Source organism: Paenibacillus sp. MZ03-122A, from assembly GCF_024213325.1.
GTDB lineage: Bacteria > Bacillota > Bacilli > Paenibacillales > Paenibacillaceae > Paenibacillus > Paenibacillus polymyxa_B.
Genome location: NZ_JANAVI010000004.1, coordinates 171,327 through 184,423 on the forward strand (window position 1 = coordinate 171,327; position 13,097 = coordinate 184,423).

The window sequence follows — 13,097 nt, forward strand, 5'->3', positions numbered from 1 at the left end:
CTATGTAGGCATATCCGTTTTTATTTGGGAGGAACGCAGGTGAACGCCTTGTTGGAAATGCTGATGCAGCTATTTGAGCGCGCAGCGTTGTTACTGATTTGTTTGTTTTTTATTACACGTATCCCACGATTTAAGGAAACCTTGCAAAAGAACAGTCATTCCCCGGCAGAGCTAACCTTACTAACGTTGATTTTTTGCATGTTTGCACTGTTCGGTACGTACACCGGGATTGAAGTCGAAGGTTCGCTGGTTAACGTTCGAATCATTGCAATTATGGCGGGCGGTATTTTGTTTGGACCCTGGGTTGGGATCGTTACAGGTATTGTATCAGGGATCCATCGTTATCTAATTGATATCGGGGGAGTGACCTCGATTCCGTGTCTGATTACGAGTATTTTGGCAGGTGTGGTGTCAGGATATATCGGCCGCAGGGTTAACCGTTCCAAGAGATGGCTGGTCGGTATCGCCGCAGGTATGGTCTGCGAAGCATTGACGATGCTGCTCATTCTGGTGATGGCACAACCCCATGGCCTTGGTGTGGACATCGTTTCCAAAATTGGTCTACCGATGATTATCGGAGAAGTCAGTATCGGTTTAATCGTTCTATTAATCCAGAGTGTGGAAGGGGAAAAGGAGAATATCGCGGCCAGACAGGCCAAGCTGGCATTGGATATTGCCAACAAAACGTTGCCTTATTTTCGCTCCATTAATGCGGAATCCTTGCATACCATTTGTTCGATCATAAAAGAAGATATCAAGGCAGACGCGGTAGCGATTACCGATACCAGAGATGTGCTGGCCTATGTCGGTTTTGGCGAAGAGCGTTATCACATCGGAGATGAGATTATTAGCGATGTGACTAAATCGACGATCCGCAGCGGTAAAATCACGATTCGCAACCATATTGCAGACGATAAAACACCGCAAATCCAGTCTCTGCTCATTATCCCGTTAGAGGAGCGGGGAGAAGTAACTGGAACCTTGAAGATTTACTATCGCAAAGCTTATAAAATCACGTATCCGTTGCAAACGATGGCGATTGGCTTGTCTCAAATCATTTCCACGTTAATGGAAGTGTCGCGTGTGGAGCAAATTAAGGAAGCGGCGAATAAAGCCGAGCTAAAGGCGCTCCAAACGAAAATTAATCCCCATTTTCTGTTTAACGCGCTGAACGCCATTGCCTCTACGACACGCACCAAGCCGGATAAGGCACGAGAGCTGATCATTAATTTATCGGGCTATCTGCGCTATAATTTGGAGCTGAATGATGATTTGATCGAAATTCATAAAGAGCTTCAGCAGGTGTCTGATTACGTGGAAATTGAGAAAGCACGCTTCGGCAACCGGCTTCAGGTAGAATATGTAATGGATGAGGTGTCTGTGCGTATTCCTAGTCTTATTATCCAGCCCCTGGTTGAGAATGCGATTAATCACGGAATCCTCAAGAAAAAGGGGTCAGGTACAGTAACTATTTCTGTAAAGGATCGTGGAGAAAAGGTGCGTATTTCTGTGGCGGATACCGGGGTAGGTATACGGGATGATGTTGTGGATAACCTCTATCATGATCGGGTTCCGGCTAAACAGATCGGCTTGTACAATGTGCACAGACGACTCAAGCTTATGTACGGCGAGGGAGTTATTATTCTAAAGCATGAGCCGGGCACCGAAGTTTATTTTGACATACCAAAGGAGAAGTCATGAAGGCCATAATTGTAGAAGACGAGCTTCCGGCACGTGAAGAGCTGGAGTATCTTATACAGACTCATAGCAACATTGAGGTGACTGATAGTTTCGAGGATGGGCTAGATGTGTTTCGGTTTCTGCAAGATCAGAAGACGGACGCGATCTTTCTGGACATTAACATTCCTTCATTGGACGGGATGCTACTGGCACAGAACATTAGCAAATTTGCCAAAAAGCCCTACATTATTTTTACGACCGCCTATAAAGAACATGCGGCGCAGGCTTTTGAACTGGAGGCGTTCGACTACATCCTCAAACCATATGATGAAAAAAGGATCGCATCTATGCTGCGTAAGCTGGAAAATGCTTATGAGCAGCAGAACGTTCCAATACAGGAGCCTGTCCAGACGGCGCAACCCCGAGCTGCCGAAGCCAGCACCATTGCTGCGCCAGGTCGTATTAATCTGCTGAAAAATGACAAAATCATCGTAACGGATGCAAACGATATTTACTATGCGTGTGCGCAGGAAAAGGTGACCCGTGTCTTTACAAGGCACGAAGAATATACGATGCCGATGAGCATTTCGGAATTTCATGCCCGGCTGCCGCAGCAGGACTTTTTCCGCTGTCACCGATCTTACACGGTTAATCTGTCGCAGATCCGTGAAATTGTACCTTGGTTCAATCATACGTATCTCCTACGTTTGCGTGAACTAGAAGCAGAAATTCCGGTGAGCCGCAGCAAGGCCAAGGAATTTCGGCAAATTATGCGGCTTTAAAGGCACTTCATTCCGCTATATGTGCATTTCATTCCTCAAATGATTTCTGGCTGACATGCAGCGTTATAATAATCCATGTAGAGAGAATCCTTACCGACTTGCTCCTCCACAGGCGCAAAGCGTACTGGATTCCCGGTTATCATGATAACAAATTGACGCTGTAGAGCCGGAATGAAAAGAGGAGATTTATATGAAAACAAACAGCGGAAACCGTTGGCTGGTTGTACTTGGAACAATTATTGTCCAGATGGGATTAGGAACCATTTACACATGGAGTTTATTTAATCAACCGTTGGTGGACCGCTTTGGCTGGAACCTCAGTTCGGTTGCCATTACATTTTCAATTACCAGTTTTGCACTGGCGTTTGCTACATTATTCGCAGGCAAACTACAGGATAAATGGGGATTACGTCGTCTGATTTTGTGTGCAGGTGTCGTGTTAGGAGCCGGTCTCATGCTCAGTTCGCAGGTAACTTCGCTGTCACTGCTTTACATTTTGGCGGGCATTGTCGTAGGTTTTGCGGATGGAACGGCATATATTACATCACTGTCGAATCTGATTAAATGGTTTCCTGAGAAAAAAGGACTTATTTCCGGTATTTCGGTCGGGGCATATGGAACAGGCAGTCTTATATTCAAGTATATTAATGGTTCTTTGATTCAGTCCGTTGGCGTATCGCAAGCGTTTTTATATTGGGGAATGATCGTGCTGATTATGATTGTGGGTGGTTCCTTCCTGGTAAGAGAAGCTGTAGTCGTGAACAAGCCTTCGGTACAAAATGGAGTTGTACAGCGGGACTACACCGTTAAAGAAATGCTGCGCACCAAGCAGGCATACCTGCTGTTCGTAATGTTCTTTACCGCTTGTATGAGTGGTCTCTACCTGATTGGAGTCGTCAAAGATATCGGCGTACGGATGGCCGGCCTAGATGTAGCAACAGCCGCTAATGCGGTCGCTATGGTGGCTATTTTCAACACGGCGGGTCGGATCATACTGGGTGCGCTATCGGATAAAGTAGGTCGTCTGAAAGTAGTAGCGGGTGCTCTATTAACAACGGCGGTCGCAGTTACAGTACTGAGTTTGGTACCGCTGAATTTTGGTTTGTTTTTTGCCTGTGTAGCAGGAATTGCTTTTTGCTTCGGCGGCAACATTACAGTCTTTCCTGCCATTGTAGCTGATTTCTTCGGTCTGAAAAATCAAAGCAAAAACTATGGTATTGTGTATCAAGGCTTTGGCCTGGGTGCGCTGGCGGGGTCATTTATTGCAGCCTTGCTCGGTGGATTCATCCCGACCTTTACCACGATTGCTGTGCTGTGTGTCGTATCGTTCCTAATTGCCCTCACCATTCGCACTCCAGAACAAGGCAAAGGCAAACTGCGTAGTGAACGGAAGAAAAATACGAACAGTGTGCGCAGCATGAAGCCTGGAACGAAACTGGGTTAAACGATTTGAGAAAAAAGAACCAGATGAATGCCAAAAGACCTGTCATTTCTCTAAGGGAGATTATGGCAGGTTATTTGTTTTTCCAATAATCTATTTTACGGTATAATAAAAAGATGTGTAATAAGCCGATATATACAAAAAACATAAGCTAAGAACCTGACAGGAGGACGAGTCATGATCGTGGATACAAGCGGGAATCTGCTTGCCCGCAATACGAAGCTGCGAAATACATATCAAATTCGAAGCGCCTTGTCCCGCAGTGAGCTGGCCATCGTGTATACGGCAAGGCTGTTGGATAACCGAGAAAAGGTCATTGTGAAGGAATTTTTTCCGAATGCCCTGGCTTTGCGAGGGATGGATCGAAAAACGGTCACTTGCGGTGCTTCTATGCAATCCAAATACGTAGAGTTTATGCATTATTTTTTGCGTGAAGGGCAAATGTTGAAGGAGTTAAGTCATCCGGGAATTGTCGGTTATATAGATCACTTTGAGGAAAATGGAACTGCCTATCTGGTCATGGAATACTGTGCAGGCAAGACATTGGATCGAATGATGAAAGAAGAAGCTGTGCCAACATCTGATCCCACTTTTTTGTACCACACGGTGCTACCTTTAATTGATGCCCTGGAGTACATTCACGACAAAGGAATTATTCACCGGGATATTAAGCCGGGCAACATTATGATTGGGGAAAATGGCAACATCAAGCTGATTGATTTTGGTTCGGCTGTGCATTTTGAAGGCAAAGAGCATCCGATCTTCACCACGGCGGGCTATTCTCCGCTGGAATTTTACTCTAATCGTTCGCAGCAGGGGCCTGTGTCGGATATCTATAGTTTGGCCGCCACGCTGTATTATTGCCAAAAAGGAACACCTCCGCCAGATGTGCCGGGCCGATTGTTTGCAGATCATTCCGAGCGGATTCAGATTGAAAATACGGGACTTTCTCTGCTGCCGTATGTCATTCGGCGAGGTCTGGAGGTACAGGCTAACAAGCGTTGCCGCTCACTTCGATGGTTTAAAGCCGCACTACGTGCGGAATATTGGATAAAAAAAGGGAAGCGCCCTACTCTTACGGTTCATTAATCGTAAGAGACGACGCTTCTCTTTTTTTACGTTGTGACGGACATTATCCTGTCGGAGCTTGGATATGGTCGGTGTACACTGAAGTATTCGGTTTAATCGCTTTGTATCGCAGCTCGATTTCAGTGACACCATCCTCGAATGTAATGTACAGCTTGTCGCTGTACTCCATGACCGCTTTTTTGTTACGGGCTAATCTGATCTTTCCATGCTGTAAGGCGCAGCGTGTATCATGTTTTACGATTAGGCTCCCTTTTTTACCTGCGGAAAATACGATCCGTTCCGCTTCTGGCAACGGTTCGTGAACGTCAAGCGTACGGAACAATTCCTGCAAGCTGACCTTACGACCCGGAAAGGAGGTGAGCGGCCAAGATTTTACCGGAATCTCCTGTCCACTTGCTGTAGCGAGAAAATATCCTTCGATTCTTCCGGCAAACTGCGGCTTCGGCCGCAAGAACCAATATAGAAGAGCGGCTACTACGACACTGATGGCTACCGTCCATTTAATGGCTGTATACCGGGATTGTACAGAAACGGTTAGCGTAGCGCTGCTGGATGTGCCTTCCGGATCGGTAGCGGTAATCTTCAGCTGTGAGTCACCTGTGTGGAGCTCGGATAGCAGCAGATCATTACCGTTAATCTCAGCATGGACCGTATCCCCAGCGACTTCTGCATCCAGCTTATAGTTCAGCTTGTCATGATTGGGGTCAACAATAAAATCTGATAAACTTCGACGGGAATCGCCGTCTTCTTTTACCAGGTGAATCGTCAGGTCTTTTAAGACCTGTGGTGCTGCATTGGCCGCGTGAACCTTATGTACAATTCCCTTACGGTACCATTGCGGACTATCCAGAGATAGCTGCCATGTATAATCCCCGGTTTGAGGGAACGCATATTCGGTATGAAAGGCTCCTGACTTATAGGTCATAGGCACCTTTTTGGCTGTGCCCCCCTTGGGAGTAACTACAATATGGGCTTGGAGAGACGTATATACGGCTTCATCTGTAAGCTTTTGATTGTCCGGCAACAGAAGCTGAGCTTGAAACGGTGTCGCTTGACCTTTCAGCAACTGCACAGGCTTGTCACCATGAGTTGCCGTTGCTTGCTTTGCTCCCATGGTAGCTTCGGCTTCCAGTCGATAGCTGCCAAGTAAATTGATTTTCACCAAATCCCCGCGTATGCCCCGTAGCTTCAACTTCACTTTACCTGCCTGTGGATGCTCGATTTTTAAAATCGCATAGCGGCTCGACTTGTACCTGCGGACATTTTCTGAATTGGAATATAGCTGTGTTTCCAGAAGGGGATGCTCCGACAAAAGCACCAAATTGGCTTCCTCCATACTAGAATCAGGTAGAGTTACAGTTAAGTCTTGCATCTCGCCAGTAGTCGTAATTGCAGCAATTGGGACGAGCTTGGAACGAATTTGACTGGCGAATATACGGTTCAGAATTTCCGGCAGATCCTCGGCACTACTCGTAATAAAAGAAGCTCCACCCGTTTGAGAAGCGATCCGTTCGAGTTCTTGTCGATTCACTGTGCCATCATGATTCAGACCAATCGTATACACCGGATATCCCTTGGTCTGTGCAGATTTGATGACAGAGGACACATCGTTATTGGAGTCACCCTTGGATCGTGAACCAGAGGAGGCACCAAAATCAGTCTCTCCATCAGACAACAGAATCATAAAAGGCTGACGCCCTTGGGATGCTCCTGCCGCTAGCAGCTCCGAGCCTTTACGCAACCCAAGTCCCAAATCCGTATAACCGGAACGGTTTAGCGTTCTGATTTCCTGCTGGATCTGGGATTTTTGCGCTGCCACGGCAATCGAAGTTAGTGGTTTCGAGGCGACCACGTGGTGATTGTAGGCAACGAATCCGACGCGCGTACGGTCTGCATCACTCAAATCCATAAACATATTGATGACTTCGGCCGCAATGCCTTCAGGATCGGTATCCCTCATGGAATAACTGGTATCCAGTACAAAAACGGCATCATAACCCTCGATCGGGACAGCACCCAAAGATGCTGCATTAGCCTGATTTACTGTGCAAATGACCCCATTTAGGCTCATTTGTAAAAATAGTACAAAAGTCACGAAAACGATAATCCCTAGTTTCCTTATTCTGAACATAAGCTCCTCCATCGCCGAGGCCAACGTGGGGGGATCAGCTCTCCTAATCCTTGGGATATAAGGGATAAAGGATCAAAATAGCTGATAACCCTCACATTAGCCATGAATTTGATTCTTTTACGCTTATCAGAAATATCCAATGAACTTCTATCGGTAATTGAGTTCCATTTGTGAATATTTCCCTGAAGAAACAGGTCTAACATATCATAAAAATTACGTATTCACGCATAAAATGAGTCAAAATGCCCTGTTTCAATCTGAGACTACAGAAATTGACAAAACTGAAGGGTGCTTTGTATGATAGCTCTCGTATCAACGGCAAAAATTGGGATTGAAGTTAGGAATACGAAATCATAAATTTAAAATTTCTGTGTTATCTGACTTTTATTTTGGAAATACATCTCACTTGCATGCTTTGCCGTTAAAAGCCGAATAACGCTTCGGACCGATTTTCGAGGTTACATGCCTGTACCTTAAATGTGGTATAAGCTCAATCCTTTGACGAATTTAAATGTTAAGTAGGGGGGAGGAGGCAAAAGAACTAAAAATGAGTTTCGTCCGTTTCAAATTGGACATCCCATGTCCGTATATGGAGCAATGGACCTATAACTCATACTTTGTTCATTTGCCGACAGCGATGGAAATCATTTATCAAACCAACCGGACAATGCTTTTTGAAGAGATTAACCCGGAAAAGCTGGACCTGATCACCATTGTAGGTGATGTGAAGGGTATTGACAGCTTGAGCGATGAGAAGATCAAGGAAATTAATCAGCACCTTCTGGTGCGCAGCTTTGACGAATTTTTGGATAAGTTTTCACCGACCGTGTATTCGTTTTTTAACGCGGCCAATCAAAAAGTCGTCTACACCCTTAAAAAGCCAGAGGGAATTGATGAGGATAGCATTTCTGAAATTCGTGTAAATCAAAGTAATGATTTTCTGAAAATGTTGTTTACGCTCATTGATACCAAGCGCAGTCAAGGAATCACCAATGTAGATTTCAAATTTGAAAATCTGCTGGATATGATTTCACCGAAAAAGGTTATGGATGATATTCGTCAAGTCCGCAAAGAGATTCACTATATGTACGGTGAATACGACAAGCTGGATGATGGCGATCCGAAGAAACTCGACATGGGTGACAAGCTGAATGGAATGTTCGAGGAAGCGAGTCAGAACTATAACAACGTTATGGCTATGCTCCCACTGGCAATTGAGGACATCAAAACCCGCCTTCTGCTCGGTGGCGCCCAAGAGGAAAACTCCGGTGAGCTGATCCAGGTGGGTATGCTCTCCATTGGGGAAAGCGGCGAACTGAAAATTATTGAAGCGCCGAAGAGCGACAGCACTGAGCTGATGCTGTTGGATGAAAACAGCACTGGCGATCTCTCCCAAGTATTCGAAGAAGATTATAACTCCATCACAGATACGCCTTCTGACTATGTGAAGGATTTGGTGGTTCGCACATTTGTGCCACTGCCAGCTGTTCAGACGAAGGTGGATACAGCGGTTGAAGTTCAAAACTACAACACGTATCTGGAGTTCTATAAAAATGCCAAGGACGATTTCGTAAAGGCGGTTAAGCCGCTTGTAGAGAAAATCCTCGGTGTCAAAATGTTCTTCGATCAATATGCAACGAAGAGCAAAGGCATGCTGCCGACAATGCTGGTGGCGAACAACAAGTTGGACATGCTGGTGAAAAGCAGCAATATCCCGCGCCTGGAAACGTACCTGAACACTGTGAATGCTAAGAATGAATTCAGCGACACGATCTGGTTCGGTATCGTTCCATCTGTCGAGCTGGAGGCAGCCGGTAAGGTAAAGGTTTCACGTGAACGCTTCAAGGGTAACGAGAAGGTCGTTAAGCAGGGCGGAAATTCTATGGAATCGCTCTCGATGCTGCTGCAAGTCGTGAAGGATTACAAAATTCAAATGTTCTTTAACTTTGAATCCGGTGAAGAAACGACTTTCAACAGTATGGCGACAGCGGGCATCGACAAATATGTCGATAAATGCGCCAGTCTCGTTCGCAGAGAATATAGCGAATTTGCCATTCCTTGTGTACCGAACTTTACGATTATTCCGAAGGACAAATCGGGTGTCATTATCGACAGCAAAATGCTACAGACCGAAGACGGTGTACAGCTCTCTAAGGAGAAAGAGGATATTCTCAAGCTGTGGATCGAGGGCGTTTATGTGGGTGCAGCCTACGTTGCTGCTGGCTTGGTCGCTTCCTATCAGTGTCCTGAATACCTGCGTGAGACGTTTAAAACCGTCAATAAGAACTTCCCTGGCGTACGCTTCGACATCGAAGCAGGAGACAACAGCCTGCGCACGGTAACGACGATGGCCAAGGAAATCACCGGATTCACCAACACGATCAAGGATGCCATCAACCGTAAAAACTTCGGCTTTGTATTCTCGTCGGAGAATGCTCAGATCCAGGATAAGGATATCCGCCGGATTACCGTCTACAAGGCGAGAAGCATGGCGATGTCCGAGGACGGTTTTGACTCCATCTACAAGACGCTGGTCAGCACGTACATTGAACGTATTTTGCGCTACCAGACAGGGGACTTCAAACACGAAAATATCGTCCGCTTCTTCAGTAACAATCCGAGTAGCCAGAAGAGCAAGTGGCTGAGCAGCAGAGGATCTGTTAACTCGATCATTCAGGACGGAGACGATATGAGCTTCATTATTGATGAGAAAAGCAATATGTGCCATATCGATCTGGTCTTCAACGGTAATGTGAAGAACCTGGAAGTCATGATCACTAAGGGAACCAGCTCGGTCAAATCATGATCCGAGCACTACGAAAGATGTTAGAGGCGTTTCTATCCAGAACCGCCTTTATACATAAATCGCGGAGAAGCTTTGCATCTCCCGCCATCATATTACCTAATTTCAAGGAGGCAACACACATGGGATTCAGATTGAAAGTAGAAGGACAAGAAACAATCGAGCTGGGCTTGGATAACATCCAAACGGTTATTTATGACACCGATACACCGGACGATTCCAATGCACGCTCCACTGACGTAGGCTCCACGCTGCGCATCAGCGGTAAAATCATCACAGCAGTAGACGGTGACAGCGCGGATGACACGCTGAAACTGGCTTTGTGGTCTCTGGTTCCTGCTGAAAAAGCAGACAGCTACCGTAAAGTAACACTGGAAGTTATCGCAGCTGATCAAGTTGTGCGTAAAATCCACTTCCCGAATGCTTTCGTTGTAGACTACACCGAGCACTTCGGCGACACAGAAGGTGTAGGTGCATTTACACTCTACATCAAACAAAAGAAAGACAAAACCGAGCTGGCTACAATCGACGGCGGATATCCGGTTTAAGCTTAACGTCTTCACGTTAAGTGCAGCTTAAAAACACACTCACCCGGCACACAAGTGCAGGGTGGATAAATATTAAGAGGCCTACGGGTCTCTTAATATTTATTTTTTTCGGAGAGGGGAACATCACACAATGACCAACTACTATGAGCTGCTCGGTGTCAGCCGGGATGCTTCGGAGGCAGAGATTAAGCAGGCTTACCGTAAACTGGCCAAAAAGTATCATCCTGATACCAACCAGGGAAGCGAGGAAGCAACGCGCAAGTTCAAGCTGATTCACGAGGCTTACAATACCTTGCGTGACGAAGCATTGCGGCAGGCATACGATGCCGAGCTCATCCGAAAAACTGAGGGAGCTGGCGGGGAACAGCAAGAGAGAGGGAGAGGGTCTGCATCCTCCAGCGGTGCGCGTACGGCAGCCAAAGGATTCAATCCGGCTGATATAGGAACTGACTTTGAGCAATTTTTTGGTTTTCATCCGAAAACGAAGGAGGGCTCACCAGGGAAAAAAACGAAAAAACCCGGTGATCCGACGGATACCTCCGCGATGTTTAACCAATTTTTCGGTATTCGTAAAAAGTGATGATTTCAGGATAGAAATGGGGGAAGCAAGCAGTGAAAACGGCGCAGAACAGATGGGTTTTCATCATAGATGTTGCCATGTTCGGGCTGATGCTAGCGATCGCCTTTTATGTGTTTAATCGTACAGGCTACAGCGGTTTGAAAACCGTGGTCGCGATAGGTATTGGAATCGGCGTGCTTGTATACATATTGCGCAATCTGGTGTCCGTTGTACCCGTGGCCAAGCCAAAGGCACAGCGTCAACGGATTGCCAAGCTGGTGTTGATTGATGAAGAGGGCGAGTCCATTAAAGAATGGTATATCGAAGGCGAAACGTCGCTCTTAATTGGTAAAACAACGTCGCGTTCGGAGGCGGATATTGATTTGGTAGGTACAGACTATGCCTCCTTGGTAAGTGTGGAGCATGCGGTACTCAACCGGGTGAACAGCGACTGGTTTGTGGAGGATGTGGATTCCGGTAATGGTACAGGCTTGCGGTCTGCCAACGAAAGTGTAACCAAGAAGTTGGAAAGCGGTGAGCCATACCGGATTTACTCAGGTGATTTATTATATATTGCCAATACGAGACTGCTCGTTAAATAGATGAGGGCTACAAAATCCTCAGATAGCTAAAAAGACAATCATGACAATGGGGGAAGGAACCGACTATGAGTTTGACAAGATGCCCGAACGGACACATGTTCAGTACACGAAAGCACGGAAATACGTGTCCATATTGCAACACGGTAGTAAATATAGCTGCACCCAAGAGCGCGGAGCCAGCAGCGAAAACAAACGTCGCAGGAGATAACGACAAAACAATGCCGTATTTGGGCGAGACGGTGGGCATTCATCCGGTAACCGGATGGCTGGTATGCATCGAAGGAGCACAGGTGGGTCAGGATTATCGCATTATGGCGGAGAAAAACTTTATCGGGCGCGCAGAGGAAATGCATGTCCGCATTATCGGGGACAACACGATTTCCCGTAGAAATCATGCGGTCATTGTGTATGATCCGAAGAAACGTAACTTTTACTTGCTGCCAGGCGATTCATCAGGTTTGGCGTACCACAATAACGAGGCGGTATATTCACCAGCAGAGCTGGCTGCCTATGACGTGATTCAGCTGGGACATAGCAAATTTATCTTTATCCCGCTGTGTGGCGCCCATTTTGAGTGGGATAACGAAAACTAGGACGGAATTGGGCAATGGTGCAGGGAGGTAACGATATGCAACCTTATTTTGTTGTAAGTGGAGCTGCGGTACTATTCGCTGTTCTGCTCATGATCCGTATACGACTGACGCGAAGTTCCGGTAGCCGTATCATGAGTGGAATTGAGATCGGAAATGGTCAAACGATCGGGAGCCGGAGCGAGCAGGATGATTATTTCGCCAGTATGACGACACCTGTCGGTACGCTGGCTGTTGTCGCAGACGGTATCAGTGGGCTGGCCAATGGGCGTATGTCCAGCACCTTGGCTGTGACGACTTTTACGAAGGCGTTTGCCAAGCTGGAAGATGCAACGAATTTGAACGGATATTTTGCAGAGGCGGCAACTCAAAGTAATCGCGGCATTTTGCAAAATTTGAATGGACAGGGCGGAGGAACGACGCTGGCTGCGGTCATTGTGTGCGGCTATCAGCTGTATTACGGAGCGGTGGGCGACAGTCTGATTACGATTTACCGCAATGGTCATTTCCAGACAGTCAATTCCAAGCATACAGCAGAAACACTGCTGGAGGAACGAGTGCTTGCTGGACAAATGACTTCGGAGGAAGCCAAAACGAGTCCAGTGCGCAATCAACTGGTCAACTACTTGGGCTATGAGGGCTTTGAGAGCATGGAACTGGGTAATGCACCGATTCGTCTGTATTCAGGAGATCATGTGCTGCTGTGCAGCGATGGCATTCAGGAGGCGCTGACGGAGATTGAATTGGAAGAGATTATGCGCAAGGGTGGAACACCGCAGGAAACAGCGGATGCCATGATCGACGCCATTAATGATAAAGGCTTTAAAAGTCAGGATAATGCGACAGTACTTATTTTGGCGATAGGATGAAAC

11 protein-coding genes are annotated in these 13,097 nt (G+C 46.6%); 10 read left to right on the top strand and 1 reads right to left on the bottom strand.

Annotated features, from left to right (window positions below):
* Positions 1–39: 39 nt before the first annotated feature.
* The 4 genes from NLX74_RS10845 to NLX74_RS10860 all read left to right on the top strand — a co-directional run bounded on the left by NLX74_RS10845 (position 40) and on the right by NLX74_RS10860 (position 4,992).
* Complete coding sequence (locus NLX74_RS10845; protein WP_172828267.1) at positions 40–1,701, top strand: sensor histidine kinase; 1,662 nt, start codon at positions 40–42, stop codon at positions 1,699–1,701.
* Complete coding sequence (locus NLX74_RS10850; protein WP_254328712.1) at positions 1,698–2,462, top strand: LytR/AlgR family response regulator transcription factor; 765 nt, start codon at positions 1,698–1,700, stop codon at positions 2,460–2,462. Before NLX74_RS10845 ends, NLX74_RS10850 begins: the two co-directional genes overlap by 4 nt.
* Before the next feature lie 190 nt (positions 2,463–2,652).
* Positions 2,653–3,906: an L-lactate MFS transporter gene (locus NLX74_RS10855; protein WP_235308887.1), complete on the top strand. Its 1,254-nt coding sequence runs from the start codon at positions 2,653–2,655 to the stop codon at positions 3,904–3,906.
* A 174-nt stretch (positions 3,907–4,080) separates the two neighbouring features.
* Complete coding sequence (locus NLX74_RS10860; protein WP_254328713.1) at positions 4,081–4,992, top strand: serine/threonine protein kinase; 912 nt, start codon at positions 4,081–4,083, stop codon at positions 4,990–4,992.
* 43 nt (positions 4,993–5,035) lie between these two features.
* On the opposite strand, the gene NLX74_RS10865 is transcribed toward NLX74_RS10860, so the two are convergent.
* Positions 5,036–7,123 carry a vWA domain-containing protein gene (locus NLX74_RS10865; protein ID WP_254328714.1) on the bottom strand — a complete coding sequence of 696 codons (2,088 nt, stop codon included), beginning with the start codon at positions 7,121–7,123 and terminating at the stop codon, positions 5,036–5,038.
* 637 nt (positions 7,124–7,760) lie between these two features.
* Between NLX74_RS10865 and NLX74_RS10870 the strand changes: the two genes are divergently transcribed.
* From NLX74_RS10870 to NLX74_RS10895, 6 genes are all read left to right on the top strand, one after another.
* The gene (locus tag NLX74_RS10870) at positions 7,761–9,929 is read left to right on the top strand and encodes a hypothetical protein (protein WP_023989860.1); all 2,169 of its coding nucleotides are present in this window, start codon (positions 7,761–7,763) and stop codon (positions 9,927–9,929) included.
* A gap of 119 nt (positions 9,930–10,048) precedes the next feature.
* Complete coding sequence (locus NLX74_RS10875; protein ID WP_025685506.1) at positions 10,049–10,474, top strand: hypothetical protein; 426 nt, start codon at positions 10,049–10,051, stop codon at positions 10,472–10,474.
* Between the two features lie 130 nt (positions 10,475–10,604).
* Positions 10,605–11,054 carry a J domain-containing protein gene (locus tag NLX74_RS10880; protein WP_235308890.1) on the top strand — a complete coding sequence of 150 codons (450 nt, stop codon included), beginning with the start codon at positions 10,605–10,607 and terminating at the stop codon, positions 11,052–11,054.
* 32 nt (positions 11,055–11,086) lie between these two features.
* The gene (locus tag NLX74_RS10885; protein ID WP_023989858.1) at positions 11,087–11,635 is read left to right on the top strand and encodes an FHA domain-containing protein; all 549 of its coding nucleotides are present in this window, start codon (positions 11,087–11,089) and stop codon (positions 11,633–11,635) included.
* 65 nt (positions 11,636–11,700) lie between these two features.
* Positions 11,701–12,228: an FHA domain-containing protein gene (locus tag NLX74_RS10890; RefSeq protein ID WP_028542470.1), complete on the top strand. Its 528-nt coding sequence runs from the start codon at positions 11,701–11,703 to the stop codon at positions 12,226–12,228.
* 35 nt (positions 12,229–12,263) lie between these two features.
* Complete coding sequence (locus NLX74_RS10895) at positions 12,264–13,094, top strand: PP2C family protein-serine/threonine phosphatase (RefSeq protein ID WP_254328715.1); 831 nt, start codon at positions 12,264–12,266, stop codon at positions 13,092–13,094.
* Positions 13,095–13,097 lie beyond the last annotated feature (3 nt).